Below are 17,912 nucleotides of genomic sequence, written 5' to 3' on the forward strand. Positions count from 1 at the left end.
TATCAGGAGAAGCACATGGTATAATCCCCTTGCGTGTAGGTATATCATGGCTTCGGTCTGATAGAACCTTTGGCGGTTTCGTAGGAAGCCGCCTTTTTAAGTTGCCACATTTCTTGTGACAGCTTTTACATTCCCTTTATCCCTCAGATCTCGTCCCTCGTTGGCTTCCATGAACTTTTCCAGAATGTCAGTTTTAATAAGGACTTTTCTTCCGACCTTTAATACCGGAAGTTTCTTCCATTCAACCAGCTTTCTCAAAGTGTTTCTGCCAATTCCTGTATAGTCGGCTGCTTCCTCGATGGATAATGCAATCTTTCTTTCCGTCATCTTGTCACCTCCCCACAAATTGCATTATGCAATTTTGTTGTGCTGTTAGTATAGCGGTTTTATATTGCGTTGTCAAGCATTATGAAATTTTAAAAATAATTATCGGATTGCATATTGCAATTATGTGAGGTACATGCTATAATTCATACATACCGAAAAAGGAGGCAATCAGCATGAAAGATAAAGAACTACGCAAGCTGATAGGCAGCAGGGCAAAACAGCGTCGTCTGGAATTAAATCTGACACAGCCTTATGTTGCAGAGAAGATGGGAGTTACAGCTTCCACAATCCTGCGTTATGAGAATGGTTCGATTGACAATACCAAAAAGATGGTGTTGGAAGGTCTTTCGGAAGCACTTCATGTATCTATTGAATGGCTCAGAGGTGAAACCGATGAATACGAAACCGATATTACGGATAAGAAAGAATTACAGATTCGTGATGCAATGGGCGATATTCTCAAACAGTTACCTCTCGACCTTAGTAAAAAGGAAGATGCTTTTTCAAAAGATTTACTGCTGTTAATGTTAAAGCAATATAACCTGTTTCTGGAATCATTCCAGTTTGCCTGCAAGAATTACAAGGGTAACACGAATGAAGCGGATATTGCAAAGGTAATGGGGTTTGAATCGAATGATGAATATAACGAGATTATGTTTCTCCGGGAGATCACCCATACTGTTAATGCCTTTAATGACATGGCAGATATTGTAAGGCTCTATTCCAAGAAACCAGAAATGGCAGAACAAAGGCTTGAAAATCTTTTATCAGAAGTTTTGTATGAGGATTCCGATTCGGTATAGAACGACAACCGGAGTTATGATATACTTACACGCAAGAAGCATTTCATCAGTTCCGATTGTCTAATATCGAAAGGAGACACACGATTATGGCAAAAGGATCTGTAAGAAAAAAAGGAAAGAAATGGTACTACCGCTTCTATGTAGAAGATGCAAGCGGCAATCTGGTTCAGAAAGAATACGCTGGAACAGAAAGCAAGAGTGAAACAGAAAAACTGCTCCGTCAGGCAATGGACGATTACGAAAGCAAGAAATTCATTGCAAAGTCGGAAAATATTACAGTTGGAGAATTACTTGATATATGGGCAGAGGAAGAATTAAAGACCGGTACTCTCAGTAATGGGACAGTCCAGAATTACCTCGGTGCTATTACCAATATCAAGAAACATCCAATTTCAGAAAGAAAGCTCAAAAATGTAACATCTGAGCATTTACAAGCCTTCTTCGATCTGCTTTCCTTTGGTGGTACTTATCCCGATGGTTCAGAAAGAAAAGGTTACAGCAAAGATTACATTCGTTCTTTCTCGGCAGTATTACAGCAGTCATTCCGATTTGCAGTATCACCAAAGCAATATATCACTTTCAATCCGATGCAGTATATTAAGTTGAAATACCAGACGGATGAGGTTGACCTGTTTTCTGATGATGACATGGATGGTGATATACAGCCAATTCCACGAGAGGATTATGAAAGACTGATTGAATTTCTACAGGATTACAATCCACCGGCAATTCTTCCAATCCAGATAGCTTATTATTCAGGACTTCGTATCGGTGAAGCCTGTGGTCTGGCATGGCAGGATGTAAATCTTGAAGAACAGTGCCTTACAATCAGACGCAGTATCCGCTATGATGGTTCAAGGCATAAGAATATCATCGGACCGACCAAGAGGAGGAAAGTAAGGATTGTTGATTTTGGAGATACGCTGACTGAGATTCTTCGCAATGCCCGAAAGGAACAGCTTAAAAACCGAATGCAGTACGGAGAACTTTACCACAAAAACTACTACAGAGAAGTAAAGGACAAAAACAGAGTTTACTATGAGTTCTATCATCTGGACGGAACAGAGAACGTTCCAGAGGATTATAAGGAAATATCCTTTGTCTGCTTAAGACCGGATGGAAGTCTGGAACTGCCAAGCACGTTAGGAATTGTTTGCAGGAAGATTGCTCAGAAACTGGATGGATTTGAAGGATTTCATTTTCACCAGCTGCGGCACACCTACACAAGCAACCTTCTGGCAAATGGAGCAGCACCAAAAGATGTACAGGAACTGTTAGGACACTCAGATGTCAGTACCACCATGAATGTCTATGCACACTCTACAAGAAAAGCCAAGCGTGAATCTGCAAGACTACTTGATAAAGTGGCAGGCAACGACTAAATAAAACTTTCCCTTATTTCCCTTACGATTATCTCATAAGGGCAAAAATAAGGGAAAATACATATCATTTCACTAATGAATAGGCTGGAAAGCCTGTAAAATGGGGAAAGTTAGAAAGATATTTCGGCAAACTTGAATTTATCGTCTTGTTCCATTCTTATCAAAATTCTTTTTTAATGCTATTTCTGTTGGGAGAATAGATCCAATTAAAGGAATAAGTTGAACACCACAGATAATTCCTCCTATACTCCCAACACAATCTTCATTTTTTCCAATTACTAAAAGCATGAATATTACTGTTATCGGCAACATAACCATTCCACAGACATACCAAACTTTACCACAATATTTATGAGCAAATTCCCATGTGTCTTTGTTCTTCATAGACATCGAAGTCCGATATCCAAATACTGAATTTATTTCCTTTGGAGCCTTTTTCATAAAATATCTTCCAAAACCAATCATCGTAAATGGAAGAAGTAAATCCATAATCAACATAAAAATCCAAAACCCCATTAAGACTATATGCATAAGTTTTTGAAACTCCAAGAATTGCACACACATCATCCACATCCATATACATTTTTTCCTGCATCATACTCATACCGCTTTATCCTCCTTCAAATACTGCTCAACGTGTTCCAGACCATAGATCTTGTCCTCTACATAGCGGGTTGGCACCCGACCGAGAATCACATAATAGTTCTTGCTTGCCAGATCGGCATTCATTCTTTCCACCACCCGGTAAGCAAACGAAACTGATAATCCAAAGAGTTCTGCAATGTCTTCCACTGATAAATACATTTTTCTCTTACGCATGAAACCATTCCTTTCCCTCTTCCTGTGGAATCTCACAAGTATCTTCCACACCGTAGAAACGCTTCACAAAATACTTTGTCGGAACTTTTCCTCTAAGCGTCAGGTAGCCCTGTTCTTCCAGTTCCTTGTTCAGATTTCCGATGATCTCATAAGCCGATGTCTGTTTTACTTCCAGAAGTTCACATATATCGGCTGCCTTTAAAAATAATTTGTTCTGCATAATCAGTACCTCCTGTGTTTTGAATATTTATCTCTTCATATACTCTGTACTGGCAGATACAAAATCGGACATCATTTTCCGAAATTTATCAAATTTTCTTGTTTTTTAATTCTCCATCAGTGTGATTACTGTGTCATGGAGTTTAAGCTCATCGAAAATAAAGAACCTTTCTGTGGTATCTGTTTTCTAAATGCAGGCAACAAAAAAACAGTCTGCCTTGACGAAAATCACTTCAATCAAAACAAACTGTTCTTCATATTTACTCTAATTTTATTTTATGAGAATAACTGATTTCACGAAATTTGCAGGTGAATCTGGAATATAAACAAGAGAAAAAAATAATTTTTAAACTCCATTTGCACTCCATTTGGTCTTTCGACATCCCGCAAAGCCTTTATTTATGGGCTTTTCCGCGATTTTTCAAGCTACTCAAACTCAATAGTTCCAGGTGGCTTAGAAGTTAAATCATACATTACTCTGTTAACTCCCTTAACCTCATTAATAATCCTGTTCATTACCTTATTCAATACTTCATAAGGAATCTCAGATGCTTCTGCTGTCATAAAGTCGATTGTCTTAACAGCTCTTAATGCTACTGCATAATCATATGTTCTAAAATCTCCCATTACTCCAACACTTCGCATATTAGTTAATGCTGCAAAATACTGGTTGATTTCTCTGTCTAATCCGGCTTTGGCGATTTCTTCTCTGTAGATCGCGTCTGCGTCCTGAACGATTTTTACTTTTTCTTCTGTGACTTCTCCGATGATTCGAATTCCTAGTCCTGGTCCTGGGAATGGCTGGCGGAATACGAGTCTTTCTGGGATTCCTAACTGTAGTCCTGCCTGTCTTACTTCGTCTTTGAACAGGTCACGTAATGGTTCGATGATTTCTTTGAAATCTACGAAGTCTGGCAATCCTCCTACGTTGTGGTGGGATTTGATGACTGCTGATTCTCCACCTAATCCGCTTTCTACGACGTCTGGATAGATCGTTCCCTGTGCTAAGAAGTCTACTGCACCAATCTTCTTTGCTTCTTCTTCGAAGATTCTGATGAATTCTTCTCCGATGATCTTACGTTTTGCTTCAGGTTCTGTGACTCCTTTTAATTTGTCATAGTATCTCTGCTGTGCATTGACACGGATAAAGTTTAGATCAAACTGTCCATTTTCTCCAAATACGCCTTCTACCTCGTCTCCTTCGTCTTTACGTAATAATCCGTGGTCGACGAATACACATGTTAACTGTTTTCCAATGGCTCTTGATAATAATCCGGCTGCTACGGATGAATCTACTCCTCCTGATAAGGCAAGTAATACTTTTCCATCTCCGACTTTCTCGCGGATTTCTTTAATTGTGCTTTCTACGAAAGCATCCATCTTCCAATCTCCTGCACATCCGCAGACTCCTAATACGAAGTTGGAAAGCATTGTCTTTCCTTCGACTGTATGAAGTACTTCTGGATGGAACTGGATCGCATATAAAGATTTATCTGCATTCTCAGCTGTTGCAACTGGACAATCTGCTGTATGTGCAGAAATTTCAAATCCTGGAGCTACCTGTGAGATGTAGTCTGTATGGCTCATCCAACAGATTGTTTTTTCTGATACATTTTCAAATAACTTGGAATCTTTCTTGTCGATCAGCACTTCTGTTTTACCATATTCGCTGACTTCGGCTTTCTCTACTTTTCCTCCAAGGACATGCTGCATCAGCTGTGCTCCATAACATAATCCTAAAACTGGAATTCCAAGTTCGAATAATTCCTTGCTGTATGTTGGGGAATCTGGTTCGTAACAACTGTTTGGTCCACCTGTTAAGATGATTCCCTTTGGATTCATTTCTTTGATTTTATCGATACCGATCTTGTAAGAATAAATCTCGCAGTATACATTGCACTCGCGAACGCGGCGTGCAACTAACTGATTATACTGACCACCAAAATCGATGACGATCACTAATTCATTTTTCACTCGATTTCCTCCTGAGTTGCCTAGTGATGTGTTTCGTTTTATTCACCTTTTAACAGATCAACTTTGTCAAGTCTCTCCCAAGGAAGATCAAGGTCATTTCTTCCGAAATGTCCATATGCTGCTGTCTGTTTATAGATTGGTCTTCTTAAATCTAACATCTTGATGATTCCCGCTGGACGCAGATCAAAATGTTTACGAATCAGGTCTACCAATTCCTGATTGGATTTCTTTCCTGTTCCAAATGTATCAACCATGATAGATGTTGGCTCTGCTACACCGATCGCATAAGATAACTGAATCTCACATTTGTCAGCTAATCCGGCTGCTACAATGTTCTTCGCTACATAACGTGCTGCGTAAGCTGCAGAACGGTCTACTTTTGTACAGTCCTTTCCAGAGAAAGCTCCACCACCATGGCGTGCGTATCCACCGTATGTATCTACGATGATCTTTCTTCCTGTTAACCCTGCATCTCCGTGTGGTCCACCGATCACGAATCTTCCTGTTGGGTTAATGAAGAATTTTGTTTCATCATCAACCATATCTGCTGGAAGGATCTTATCAAATACTTCACGTTTGATATCTTCATGAATCTGCTCCTGAGTGATATCTGGATCATGCTGTGTAGATAACACAACTGCATCAAGACGACTTGGTTTTCCATCATCATATTCTACAGTTACCTGTGTTTTACCATCTGGTCTTAAATATGACAATGTTCCATCTTTTCTCACTTTTGTTAACTGTCTTGAAAGCTTATGTGCAAGAGAGATTGGGTATGGCATGTACTCTTCTGTTTCATTAGTAGCAAATCCAAACATCATTCCCTGATCTCCGGCTCCAATTGCGTCGATCTCTTCATCTGTCATGTTATTCTCTTTTGCTTCTAGTGCTTTGTCTACACCCATGGCAATGTCACTGGACTGTTCATCGATTGTTGTAATAACACCGCATGTATCAGCGTCAAATCCATATTTACCTCTTGTATATCCAATCTCACGAACAGTATCGCGGACAATTTTCTGAATATCTACATATGCTTTTGTAGATATTTCTCCCATGACCATAACAATTCCTGTTGTTGTGCAAGTCTCACATGCAACACGGCTCATTGGATCCTGTTCTAAAAGTGCATCTAAGATTGCATCAGAAATCTGATCACAGATTTTATCTGGATGTCCTTCTGTCACGGACTCTGATGTGAATAATACTTTATCCATTCTATTATCCTTTCTTAAAATATATCTGTTATTTGTAAAATATCATGAAAAGACCCGAAGGATTCCGGGCCTTTATTTACCTCTTTAACACAACCGGTGCATTCTTACTCCGGATAACTTCGATCTGTGTTATCTTACCATTCTTTACCTTGGCAACACGAAGTGCTCCTCCTTCAAAGAAACAACACTGACCTACCTGAAAATTCCCACTCTCTGTTCCAATTCGTTTCTCAAGTAATTCTCCCAATGTCTGATGCTGTGTTTCTTTTGGAATTTCCACATGAACCAGTTCATTGACACTTGAAATTCTCTGAGTTGGCAAAAATACTGTCTTATCTATATCATCAAACTTTCCAAAAAAGAATTTCTTGATCGCAAATAAAATCGCGATCGCTAAAACTACTATAAGATTCTGCTGTGGGCTCGTATGTTCCACGATCATCTGCCTTGCAATGGCAAACATCATAACTTCTACTAACGTATCTGGGGTATGTTTACAAAGCATCTTTACAAACTCGATACAAATGACGAGATTAAACGCTACACCAACAAATTTATAAATATCTCTGGATGTTGGGTAATTCATCATTAATTGTACCACATCTTTTACCAGATAGATTGTTCCTCCGATGACTGCGATCATAATGATCGCTGATATAAATAATTCTACCCACTTGGATACTTTGAACACTTCGTTTTTCAGGTATTGTCTCATTCAGGCAATTCTCCTTTTATCCTATCTTTAACTTAAACTTTGCAACTTCTTTTTCATTGTTAACCAGCTGAATCTCTCCACCCAATTGTTTAAGCTTCTGTTCAAACTGTTCGTATCCACGATAAATATATCCAATATCGCTGACGGTTGTAAATCCTTTTGCAGATAATCCTGCAATGACAAGGGCTGCTCCAGCTCTTAAGTCTGGGGCGTGTACATCAGCTCCTGTAAATCCCTCAACTCCGCTGATGATCGCAGTTCTTCCATCGACCTGAATGGTTGCTCCCATCTTTGTCAGTTCATCCACATAGCGAAAACGATTTTCAAAAATACTCTCTGAAATCACACTTGTTCCATTGGATAATGCAAGTGTTACCGCCATCTGTGGCTGCATATCCGTTGGGAATCCAGGATATGGTAATGTCTTAATGTTTGTAGATTCCAGACGTTTTGTCGCTGATACACGTACTGCGTCATCGAATTCTACAACTTCTGCTCCAATTTCGATTAATTTTGCAGAAATTGCTTCTAAATGCTTTGGAATAACATTCTTGATCATAATGTCACCCTTTGTTGCGACTGCTGCTGTCATAAATGTTCCAGCTTCGATCTGGTCTGGAATAATGGAGTACTGACAATCTCCAAACTTCTCAACACCCTTGATACGGATGACATCAGTTCCTGCTCCACGAATTTTTGCTCCCATACTGTTTAAGAAATTCGCTACATCAACGACATGTGGCTCTTTTGCTGCATTCTCGATGATCGTATTTCCCTTAGCAAGCGATGCTGCCATCATAACATTGATCGTCGCTCCTACAGAAACAACGTCCATGTAAATATGGGCTCCCTTTAATTCCTCTGCTGTTGCACTGATCATACCATTCTCAATCTCAATCTGGGCTCCCAGCATCTTAAATCCTTTGATATGCTGGTCGATCGGACGGCTTCCGATCTCACATCCACCTGGAAGTGCAACTCTTGCTCTCTTGTATTTACCAAGTAAAGCACCGATCAAATAGTAAGAAGCTCTGATCTTACGGATGAATTCATTGTCTACATCACACTCTGGATGAATTCCTTTTCCGCTGATCGTTACTTCGTGTTTTCCTGTTCTGTCTACATCTGCTCCAATTTCCTGCATCGCCTGAAGTAAAACATTGATATCTCTTACATCTGGCATATTATCTATCATACATTTTCCGTCTGTCATTACTGCCGCAGCTAAAACAGGCAGTGCTGCATTCTTCGCACCGCCAATTACTACTTCTCCTACTAATGGGTTACCACCTTTAATGATATACTGTTCCATGATACACCTCAATTATCTCTATCTATCTATATTATTAAACCTAATTTCTATCTTTCGGTAATTATTTAAAATCATACAGATTATATTATAGCATACTATTAGAGGTTTTCCAACACTTTTTCTAAGGAGTTCCCGATGGATAATTTATCCAGTTTTACTGTGATATCTGCGTATTTTTCATAATATGGAATTCTTTCATTATACAGGTCACGTAATGTCTGACCTTTTTCTAGTACTACCCCCCTTGCTTTGAGGTTCCCAAGGCGGCGTTTTACTGTCTGGTAATCTAGTTTTAAATAAATTATAGTCCCGATTTCTTTAAAATGTCTCATTGCTTTATCACTGTAAACAGCACTTCCTCCAGGTGCGATCACGGATTTATTTACATCGATCGAAGCATTGACGTCTTCTTCCAATTGTTTGAATCCGTCATTCCCGATTCTTGCGATGATCTCTTTTAGCAAACCACCTCCTTTTTGCTGAATCACAAGATCTGTGTCCACAAAATCATAACCCAAGGCTTTGGCAAGAAGTACTCCGATCGTACTCTTTCCAGAACCTGGCATCCCGATCAATATGTAGTTATTATTTTTTTCTGCCATTTGGTTTCTTCCTTTTCTTTTTCTTTCTTACTGAGTAGCCAAAGGTTCCTAATTTCTTTCCTGTTTCATAATATCCGCCATGTGAATAGATCAACGGATTCGTTTTTTCCAGTGCAAAGCGTCCGTTGTCTTCCATATAATCATCATCCACCATAATATTGACAACTTTCGCCATAAACATATGATGTGAGCCAAGTGGTACGATCTTCTCTACTTTACATTCGATATTTACCGGACTTTCTGCGATGATCGGTGCATCCACAACCTGTGCTTCTTCTTTTGTCAATCTTGCTTCTTTGAATTTATCAACATCTCTTCCTGAACGTACTCCGCAGAAATCCGTTGCTCTTGTTAACTGTTTTGTTGTCAGGTTGATCACAAATTCTCCACTATTCTTGATCATTTCATAAGAATGTCTCTCTGGGCGGACAGAAATGTACGTCATTGGCGGATTCGTACAGATCGTCCCTGTCCATGCGATCGTAATGATGTTATCCTGACCTTTATCTCTGCAAGTCACCATAACTGCTGGCAAAGGATAGATCATATTTCCAGGTTTCCATGAAGTTTTTGCCATATTTCTCTCCTAGAGTGCCTTTTTAATATCCTGTCTTAATTGTTCCATATCGATATCTTCTGTGGAATGTTCTTTCCATCCGATCGTCACGTCATCCCCTTCATATCTTGGGATCAAATGCATATGGAAATGATATACTGTCTGACCTGCGATCAGTCCGTTGTTCTGTAAAACATTTAATCCATCACAGTGAAGCACTTCTTTTAATGCTCTCGCAACAACTGTTGCTAACTGGAATAATTTTCCTGCTGTGATCGCATCAATCTCATAGATATCTTTAAAATGTTCTTTCGGAATGATCAGTACATGCCCTTTGGATGCTGGTGCAATATCCATGATCACTTTAAACTCAGAGTTTTCATAAATTGTGTTTGATGGAATCTCTCCACCTGCGATCTTACAAAAAATACAATCTTCTTTCTTCATATTATATATCTTCCTTCCTGTGTGTTCTTATTTTGAGAGTTTACATATTACTCTGTTTAGATGTATTTTATCCCATTTACTATTGTTTTTCAAGAAAAGACCTCTGATCAATTATGCTTTTGACACTTATATCATATTATTCCATTTTCACAAAAAATGTGTATTTTGTTCACAATTTGGACACATTTTTATGTGATAATAAAAATCGTAAAGTAGTTAATACTTTCAAATCCTACCCCTCTTGAGGATGAAAATCCTCTCCTTATTGTTTTAAAAGAGAGAACCGACCTAGCTAGTCGGTTCTTTCTTTTTGTTTTATGATTATATAATGTAAAAAGAAGCCTTGACTTAAGTTTTATGTCGTTGATCAACATTTTTCTTTAGCCAAAGCTTCTTTTTTATTTTTATATTTCGGTACGTCCTTCTAATGCCCGAAGTAACGTTACTTCATCTATATATTCCAGATCTCCTCCAACCGGAACTCCGCTTGCGATCTTACTGACTTTGATGCCTGTTGGTTTGACAAGTTTGCTGATATACATCGCTGTTGTCTCACCTTCCAGACTGGAGTTTGTTGCTATGATCAATTCTTTGACATCTCCCTGCAGTCTCGCCATCAGCTCTTTCAGACGAATATCATCTGGACCAATTCCAAGCATCGGAGAAATTGCTCCATGTAAAACATGATAGACACCTTCGTATTTTCCTGTCTTCTCATACGCCATTAAGTCCCTCGTGTTCTCAACGACCATGATCGTGCTGTGATCACGTTTGTCACTCGCACAGATCGGACAGATCTCATTGTCTGTCAGTGTACAACATTCTTTGCAATAATGTACATTAGTCTTTGCGGAAATGATCGTATCTGACAATTTCTGCACCTGATCCTGTGGCATATTGATAATGTGAAATGCCAGTCTTCCTGCGGATTTAGGTCCAATTCCGGGGAGTTTCCCAAGTTCTTCGATCAACTGTGTGATCTGATTACTGTAATAATCCATAGTCTCTCACTCTATCTAGAATGGGAATCCTCCACCCATTCCTCCTAATCCACCAGTGACTTTTCCCATCTTCTCCTGAGAATCTTCTTCCATCTTACGAAGTGCTTCATTTGTAGCAGCTACGATCAGATCTTCTAACATTTCAACGTCATCTGGATCTACAACTTCTTCTTCTAAATGTACAGAAACTACTTCTTTTTTACCAGATACAACAACTTTTACGACTCCACCGCCTGCTGTTGCTTCATATGTGGATTCTTCTAACGCTTTTGTTGTTTCCTCCATCTGTTTCTGCATCTTCTGTGCCTGTTTCATCAGCTGATTCATATTTCCACCCATACCTGGAAATCCACCACTTCTTTTTGCCATTGTTCATTCCTCCTGAAAATTCATTTTTATAAGTTTCATTTTAATCTTCTATTTTTACATCCATATGAATGCAGTCTAAATTGATCATATCACTGTCATCATTATCTGTATTCATCACACTAACTTCCAGTTCGACATCTCTGCCAGACTGTCTTGATAATTCCTGCTTAAGCTGTTCAATACGCTCTGGTTCCTCTAAGAAATATCCACTTTCCACGTTCATTTCTTTTGGGAACAGTACTCTTAACGCAGTTCCTTCTTCGTTGACCGAAAGTGTTGCTCTCTGTAAACAATACTTCATCTGTGGTGACAGATTGCGTTTGACATCTCTCCAGTGATTCACAAGTTCTATAAGTTCCTCAACTTTTGCTGGTGGAAACTTCTCATTTAACTGTTCGACAGGATCTTGTTCTGATTTTACTTCCTGTTGCAGTGCTATTTGATTTTGTCCTGCTTGTGCCGCCTGCTGTACTGGGATTCCTGACTGTAGCAACTGTTCTAACTGCTGTTCTAACTGTCTCACCCTGTCGGCCAGACTGTTTGTGTCTGCTTCCATCTGTGGCCTGCACATCTTCATCATCTCAACTTCCACAAGGACTCTCTTGGATGTCGCATAACGTATACGCTCTAACAATTCGGATAAGATTCTGATGTAACGGATCAGTGTGTTTTCTTCCACCTGCTGTGCTTTCTCCTGCAGCAATTTCAACTGATCTGTTGATACTTCCAATGCCTCCTCTGCAGCATTTCCTTGACCAACTAAGAGCAGATTCCTTAAATACCATAGGAAATCTGTAATAAATTGTGACCATTCTCTTCCCTGTCTCGCCACATCTTCCAGAAGATCCATCACGCCATTGATATCCTGCGAAAGAATCATATCCAACAGATCACTGTACACTTGAATATCAACAGTTCCCAGCACCTCCAGAACATTATCATATGTTAATTTCTCACCGAGATAAAATGCAATACACTGATCCAGCAAACTCAACGCATCACGCATGGAACCGTCTGCCATTCGTGCCACATATTCCAACGCCTTATCTTCTGTATCAACATGTTCTTGTTCCATCAGATCTGATAGCTGCTTCTTGATCGTTGCTGCCGTGATACGATGAAAATCATATCTCTGACATCTGGATAAGATCGTGATCGGTATCTTGTGAACTTCTGTTGTCGCAAGAATAAATATAACATATTCTGGCGGCTCTTCCAGTGTCTTTAACAATGCATTAAAAGCACCTATAGACAACATATGCACCTCGTCGATGATATAAACTTTGTACTTTCCTGTTGCAGGTGAATACTGTACCTGTTCCTTGATCTCTCGGATATTATCAACACCATTATTGGATGCTGCATCGATCTCGATCACATTCATGGAACTTCCTTCTGCGATTGCTTTGCAAACTTCACATTCTCCACATGGTTCCCCATCGACTGGATGTTCGCAGTTTACTGCTTTCGCAAGGATCTTGGCTACTGTTGTCTTACCAGTACCTCTTGTCCCACAAAACAGATATGCATGACCAATCCGCCCAGTCCTCATCTGATTCTCAAGCGTCTTCACAATATGATCCTGACCTTTTACTTCACTGAAACGTGTTGGCCGGAACTTTCTATATAAAGCCATGTAAGACATATCATATGCCCCCTTCTATTTTGAAATATGACATATAGCCATACTTCATTATATTTTACCATGAGTATCTATCCTTTTTCAATGATTGTTTTTTGACAGAAAACATCGAACTTTTTTGAACGCTTTTTCTTGCCCTTAATCTTATTTTTTCCGATAATAAAAGAGGAAATTTAATTACAAGAGGAGCCAACAATGAACGATTTACAAGAACTTTCTACGTTTTCACATGAGATAAACAATTCTCTGACTCTCATCTACGGACAGATTCAGTGCATTGAAAAAACATATGATACACTTACCAGAAATGACCATTGGAACCGTATGAAAGATGATTTTTCTTCTTTATTTGATTTCATTCATCAGTTTCTGGCACCAGCAGAAGAATCTTCTGCCGCCATGGAACCACTCGACCTGATCAGCGTGATCAGTGAAATCCGTTCTTCCTGGTCTTATTATCTCCATAAAGAACAGATTCGCTTCTTTATTCAGGCAGACCCCGGAACCGCTTTTTACGTTTACGGTGCAAGATCAAAACTTTTTCAGTTATTTCATAATCTGATCTCCAATGCCGTCAAAGCGATCCAACAAAAAAAGGAGACCTGCCGATCTCCTTATATTACACATATTACAGTCCACTTAAGCAAAGAACAGGGACATATTGTATTAAATTTATCCGATACTGGAATCGGAATGACCACAGAACAGCAATCGAGAGCTTTCTACCGTGGTGTATCCTTCCATCCCGGCGGAAACGGAATTGGATTATCCGTTGTACAAAATATTGCTCGCGATCTTCATATTAAGATCCATATTGATTCTGCACCGAATCAGGGAACAACTTTCACACTGATCTTCCCTGCTTATGAGCAGCAATTAAACTGCCCAACACGTACAGAAGCATTGACAAAATAAATCCAGCAATACATCCTCCGATATGAGCTGCATTGTCGGTTGTTCCACTCTGGAATCCATGATACAGGCTTCCTGCGATCATTAGAAAGATTCCAAATCCATCGAATCTCTGTCGTTGTTCTTTGCAGAATAAAAATATTGCTGCAAGAGCACCGACTAATCCAAATATCGCACCAGAAGCTCCTGCCGACAACACATCTTGCCCTATCATGCTGTAATATGCTACAGAAATGATACTTCCGGCAATGCCTGCTCCGGTATAAAGAATGACATACCGCACACTTCCGATCACTTTCTCCAAAGAAGATCCAAGGAGCAAGAAAACTGCCATATTATTAAAGAAATGATCCCATCCAAAATGCAGATAATTTGACGTAAATAGTCTATAATATTCATGCAGTTTCTTTATCCTATATGCATTACAGGCAAATGAATCATAGATCTTGTCTCCATAAGTTTCTGTCAGAATAAAACAGATCAAATTAGCTGTAAAGATCAGAAGAGTCGCTTTATATTGATAGAGCGATCTCCAGAAATCCTTGACACTTTTATTATCTTTCACTTCTATTTCCAATCCTTGCCCTGCTTGACTTGCCTCATTCTGTGCTAATACTATGGATAATGGTCCATACAGATCATCGAACTGATCCTTTGGATCAAGAAATACTGGTTTATCATCCTGCGACAAGATAAGCGTCAACACAGCACAATCCATACCAAACAGCTGCCTTGCATGGTCTTCCAAATGATATAGATCTTCTTCTAAAATACTACTTCCATCCGGGTTCTTATCAAATATCACGAACACACATTTATTTCTTCCATTGATATTCTTTACATAACATGGCCCTGTTTCGGTATCATTTTTCATATATCCATGAATCCTTAACAATTCTATGATTTTCTGATACATAATTTCCTCCGCTTTGATTTATGTATCTACTATTATAACACAGAGGCTAGTCTTGTTTAAAATAAAACTCCTCAAGTCCGATCTTTATGCAATCTCCTTCTTTTAATACTGCTTTTTTATTCTTTTTCCCATTTAATTTTACACCATTGATCTTTATACCATTTGTCGAATCGAGATCTTCACAACATACATTTCCATCTTCTTTATAAAATCTTATATGTCTCCGACTGATCCCGGTTCCTTCTAATTGATGATCTGTTCCTTGTGCGGAACTTCCAATGACAAATCCATCGTCATCTAATACAATTTCTTTTTGTTCTGGATTCTTCGGAACCAGTCTTCCAATCGGTTCTTCCAGTAAAAGAACCGTCCTGTCATCCTCATCCTCTAACAGAATTGTTTTCTCGTCCAATAATTCTGCAGCATTTTCTGTTTTCTGCCAAGAATCCACAAAGGTTTTTGGATTTTTGTTCTTTTTCCACAATTTATAACATCCATACACACTGACACCAAGACCTGCGATCGAAACTAGTGATCCGATCAAAAACAAATAATAAAATCCATATTCAAATATTTTTAATACAAAATAAACAATTCCCAATATGCTGCAAAAACAACCAACAACACTTATTATTTTCCCGATCAGAATTAAAATTCTTTTCGGTGTTTTTTCATAAATTTTGATTTCATCTTTTTCAGGAGAATCTTTCTCATCTCTTATAAGATCCGATAGATTCTCCTGCATATTTTGTGCTAATTTTGATTCTTCATTTTTTATTTTTTCTCTTAAAATTTCACCATTCATTTTCTCTGACCGAACTTCCAGATAATCCTTCATCTGCTCCATATTCGGTTTTTCTTTAATAAGAAAGCTGTGAAATTCATAATAAAAACGAACCCTCTTTTTATCATCTCCAGAAATATACTCGATACATTCTTCTATAAAGTCACGAAGCTGCTCATCAATCTTTTTTTCATATTCAGGCAGATAACAAAGAACTGGCCGGTCTTCTTTATCCAGAAACATAGATTCCAAATCTAATTTTAAATGATCCAGCTCTAACAGATAGGAAGCTACCTGTTCAAAAACTTCCAAAAGATACGCAAAAAACAATTTCGGTTCTAACATAGAAATCCTGTCTTTTAACTTTGTGTAAATACCTGTTTCATAATAATAATATTCTTCTCCATCTTCGATCCGGAATTCACATGGCAGAAGACACGGAAGTGTATGATTGTAAAGAATATTTTTTTCATATGTTAATTTCTGTTCTTTTTTAACAACATAATAACTGGAAAAACCTTCTCTAATCCATTGCTCCTTCAAGTGCATTCCACCTCCTGATCTGATCGATCTCAAAATCTCCCTGTGCCTGATCATTTCCTTCATATTCAAACAAACAGATTCCAAACATACTTAAGAAATCACCTGCCACAACTGCTGATCTTGTCTTTATTTTTGCTGAAACTCTAAGCGGTGTTGTCGATACTCTAACCGAACTGACTTCTGCCATAAACAGATGCCTTTGCAATTGTTCTTTCATCTCTTTTTCAGCTTTTGTATTTCCTGACTTGTTTGACGATATCACATTTCCAGTGATCAGCTTTTGATTTACTTTCTGATACGATAACTTTCCCGTATCATACTCTGCCCCTGTAATTTTAACATCTGCCGCTTTCTGCACTGCTTCTCCCATAATTCCTTGTGCGATCCCACAATTCATAAAATAAAACAGATAGCTAAAAAACATCCATAGCACCATCAAAATGATCGGAAGCAGCGCACTGATTTCAACTGTCATGTATCCCCCTGTTTTGCGCATCTCGTGCATGGCCTCATCCCCTTTAATGTACTTAGATCTACTTGTTTGACTGTTCTTTTTAACCCGCTGCAGCCAAGATCCGTGTGATAAGATTCCCCTTCTTTTGCGATATATACACAGGAAAAATCACCTTTTTCATGCTTGGTGCATTTATCACATGGCTTGTATTGTGTCCGCTTGTTTCTGTATTTTTCTACATCTTCGTCAACAGAAATATCCAATGACAGATGTGTACAGGAGAGATCTTTATGGTACACCGCTTCATGCGGTGTGATATAGACATAGCCTTTTTTTAATTCATCTCCGTCTGGTACATATCCTGTCATGGATTTTTGCCTTACACTTTGCTCATAGGATACTGTATGGGTTGATAAAAACGGCATTGTTTTGCGAATATAATAACGCACAGATACGATATATTCCCCTTTAGAGATCAATGTCAGTCTACACGCCGCTGCCGCTCCTGCACTTCCTCCGATCAAAGCCGAATGGTCTAAAAACTTACGGTTTACCGCTGCAAGAAAAGCTGCCTTGGCACTAAACCCTGATAAGTCACTTCCAGATTTTTTCTTCTGCCTGACGCGATATTCATTAACTGCAGCCCTCTTTGCCGCCTCACAAGCACCATGAGAAATCTGTTGGTGGATCATCAAAATCTCTCCTGCACTTGTAAGCATCAAAAGAACGATCAAAAAAATGGGGACGATCAGACTCGCTTCCAATGTCATTGCACCTTCCTCATTTCCAGAAAGATTTGAGGCAGAGGAAGATGCTCTCTTGGATTTTTTTACGACGATCTTGTTGTTATTGTTATCATTTTGAACCGGATTCACTTTTGAGAAATGTTTTTGACAAGAGAACATCTTTCTCTGC

General features: G+C 38.9%; 22 protein-coding genes. 3 read left to right on the plus strand and 19 right to left on the minus strand.

Annotated elements, in window-relative coordinates:
• Window positions 1–96: 96 nt before the first annotated feature.
• Complete coding sequence (locus QUE18_RS13120) at window positions 97–327, minus strand: helix-turn-helix domain-containing protein (protein ID WP_003505382.1); 231 nt, start codon at window positions 325–327, stop codon at window positions 97–99.
• Between the two features lie 173 nt (window positions 328–500).
• Here QUE18_RS13120 and QUE18_RS13125 point away from each other — a divergent pair, with 173 nt between their 5' ends.
• Window positions 501–1,130 (plus strand): helix-turn-helix domain-containing protein, encoded by a 630-nt coding sequence (locus tag QUE18_RS13125; RefSeq protein ID WP_003505395.1) that lies wholly within the window; start codon window positions 501–503, stop codon window positions 1,128–1,130.
• 86 nt (window positions 1,131–1,216) lie between these two features.
• Entirely contained in the window at window positions 1,217–2,512 is a 1,296-nt protein-coding gene (locus tag QUE18_RS13130; protein WP_009203552.1) for a tyrosine-type recombinase/integrase, read from the plus strand.
• Window positions 2,513–2,650: 138 nt separating this feature from the next.
• Here the strand turns inward: QUE18_RS13130 and QUE18_RS13135 are convergent, their stop codons facing one another.
• The 14 genes from QUE18_RS13135 to dnaX form a co-directional block, all read right to left on the minus strand.
• Window positions 2,651–2,977, minus strand: a complete 327-nt coding sequence (locus tag QUE18_RS13135; RefSeq protein ID WP_244091134.1) for an SdpI family protein — start codon at window positions 2,975–2,977, stop codon at window positions 2,651–2,653.
• Complete coding sequence (locus QUE18_RS13140) at window positions 2,862–3,116, minus strand: helix-turn-helix domain-containing protein (protein ID WP_243873004.1); 255 nt, start codon at window positions 3,114–3,116, stop codon at window positions 2,862–2,864. The genes QUE18_RS13135 and QUE18_RS13140 overlap by 116 nt, the downstream gene beginning before the upstream one ends.
• Complete coding sequence (locus QUE18_RS13145) at window positions 3,113–3,331, minus strand: hypothetical protein (protein ID WP_008393122.1); 219 nt, start codon at window positions 3,329–3,331, stop codon at window positions 3,113–3,115. The genes QUE18_RS13140 and QUE18_RS13145 overlap by 4 nt, the downstream gene beginning before the upstream one ends.
• Window positions 3,324–3,551 carry a hypothetical protein gene (locus tag QUE18_RS13150; protein WP_008705329.1) on the minus strand — a complete coding sequence of 76 codons (228 nt, stop codon included), beginning with the start codon at window positions 3,549–3,551 and terminating at the stop codon, window positions 3,324–3,326. The genes QUE18_RS13145 and QUE18_RS13150 overlap by 8 nt, the downstream gene beginning before the upstream one ends.
• Before the next feature lie 425 nt (window positions 3,552–3,976).
• Window positions 3,977–5,524, minus strand: coding sequence for a glutamine-hydrolyzing GMP synthase (guaA, locus tag QUE18_RS13155; protein ID WP_009204112.1), 1,548 nt, complete (start codon window positions 5,522–5,524; stop codon window positions 3,977–3,979).
• Between the two features lie 38 nt (window positions 5,525–5,562).
• The gene (metK, locus tag QUE18_RS13160) at window positions 5,563–6,744 is read right to left on the minus strand and encodes a methionine adenosyltransferase (protein WP_008393125.1); all 1,182 of its coding nucleotides are present in this window, start codon (window positions 6,742–6,744) and stop codon (window positions 5,563–5,565) included.
• A gap of 76 nt (window positions 6,745–6,820) precedes the next feature.
• Window positions 6,821–7,459, minus strand: coding sequence for a phosphate-starvation-inducible PsiE family protein (locus QUE18_RS13165; protein ID WP_009204113.1), 639 nt, complete (start codon window positions 7,457–7,459; stop codon window positions 6,821–6,823).
• Between the two features lie 16 nt (window positions 7,460–7,475).
• On the minus strand, window positions 7,476–8,771 hold the full coding sequence (locus QUE18_RS13170; protein WP_009204114.1) for a UDP-N-acetylglucosamine 1-carboxyvinyltransferase: 1,296 nt from the start codon (window positions 8,769–8,771) through the stop codon (window positions 7,476–7,478).
• A gap of 98 nt (window positions 8,772–8,869) precedes the next feature.
• Window positions 8,870–9,373 (minus strand): shikimate kinase, encoded by a 504-nt coding sequence (locus QUE18_RS13175; protein ID WP_008393128.1) that lies wholly within the window; start codon window positions 9,371–9,373, stop codon window positions 8,870–8,872.
• Window positions 9,357–9,950, minus strand: a complete 594-nt coding sequence (locus tag QUE18_RS13180; RefSeq protein ID WP_008393129.1) for a flavin reductase family protein — start codon at window positions 9,948–9,950, stop codon at window positions 9,357–9,359. The genes QUE18_RS13175 and QUE18_RS13180 overlap by 17 nt, the downstream gene beginning before the upstream one ends.
• 9 nt (window positions 9,951–9,959) lie before the next feature.
• Window positions 9,960–10,376: an HIT family protein gene (locus QUE18_RS13185; RefSeq protein WP_008393130.1), complete on the minus strand. Its 417-nt coding sequence runs from the start codon at window positions 10,374–10,376 to the stop codon at window positions 9,960–9,962.
• Window positions 10,377–10,780: 404 nt separating this feature from the next.
• On the minus strand, window positions 10,781–11,377 hold the full coding sequence (gene recR, locus QUE18_RS13190; RefSeq protein WP_008393131.1) for a recombination mediator RecR: 597 nt from the start codon (window positions 11,375–11,377) through the stop codon (window positions 10,781–10,783).
• Between the two features lie 15 nt (window positions 11,378–11,392).
• On the minus strand, window positions 11,393–11,746 hold the full coding sequence (locus QUE18_RS13195; RefSeq protein WP_008393132.1) for a YbaB/EbfC family nucleoid-associated protein: 354 nt from the start codon (window positions 11,744–11,746) through the stop codon (window positions 11,393–11,395).
• Window positions 11,747–11,786: 40 nt separating this feature from the next.
• On the minus strand, window positions 11,787–13,391 hold the full coding sequence (gene dnaX / locus QUE18_RS13200; protein ID WP_009265207.1) for a DNA polymerase III subunit gamma/tau: 1,605 nt from the start codon (window positions 13,389–13,391) through the stop codon (window positions 11,787–11,789).
• 192 nt (window positions 13,392–13,583) lie between these two features.
• Here dnaX and QUE18_RS13205 point away from each other — a divergent pair, with 192 nt between their 5' ends.
• Window positions 13,584–14,303, plus strand: coding sequence for a sensor histidine kinase (locus tag QUE18_RS13205; RefSeq protein ID WP_009204115.1), 720 nt, complete (start codon window positions 13,584–13,586; stop codon window positions 14,301–14,303).
• Here the strand turns inward: QUE18_RS13205 and QUE18_RS13210 are convergent.
• Genes QUE18_RS13210 through QUE18_RS13225 form a run of 4 tightly spaced genes read right to left on the minus strand, consistent with a single transcriptional unit; the run spans window position 14,233 to window position 17,902 of the window.
• Window positions 14,233–15,216, minus strand: a complete 984-nt coding sequence (locus tag QUE18_RS13210) for a rhomboid family intramembrane serine protease (protein WP_009204116.1) — start codon at window positions 15,214–15,216, stop codon at window positions 14,233–14,235. The genes QUE18_RS13205 and QUE18_RS13210 overlap by 71 nt on opposite strands.
• A 46-nt stretch (window positions 15,217–15,262) precedes the next feature.
• Window positions 15,263–16,549 (minus strand): DUF6382 domain-containing protein, encoded by a 1,287-nt coding sequence (locus tag QUE18_RS13215; protein WP_009204117.1) that lies wholly within the window; start codon window positions 16,547–16,549, stop codon window positions 15,263–15,265.
• Window positions 16,524–17,018 carry a hypothetical protein gene (locus QUE18_RS13220; RefSeq protein WP_009204118.1) on the minus strand — a complete coding sequence of 165 codons (495 nt, stop codon included), beginning with the start codon at window positions 17,016–17,018 and terminating at the stop codon, window positions 16,524–16,526. Before QUE18_RS13220 ends, QUE18_RS13215 begins: the two co-directional genes overlap by 26 nt.
• Window positions 17,015–17,902 (minus strand): TadE/TadG family type IV pilus assembly protein, encoded by an 888-nt coding sequence (locus QUE18_RS13225; RefSeq protein WP_242852738.1) that lies wholly within the window; start codon window positions 17,900–17,902, stop codon window positions 17,015–17,017. Before QUE18_RS13225 ends, QUE18_RS13220 begins: the two co-directional genes overlap by 4 nt.
• Window positions 17,903–17,912 lie beyond the last annotated feature (10 nt).

This window comes from Anaerostipes hadrus ATCC 29173 = JCM 17467 (genome assembly GCF_030296915.1).
GTDB lineage: Bacteria > Bacillota > Clostridia > Lachnospirales > Lachnospiraceae > Anaerostipes > Anaerostipes hadrus.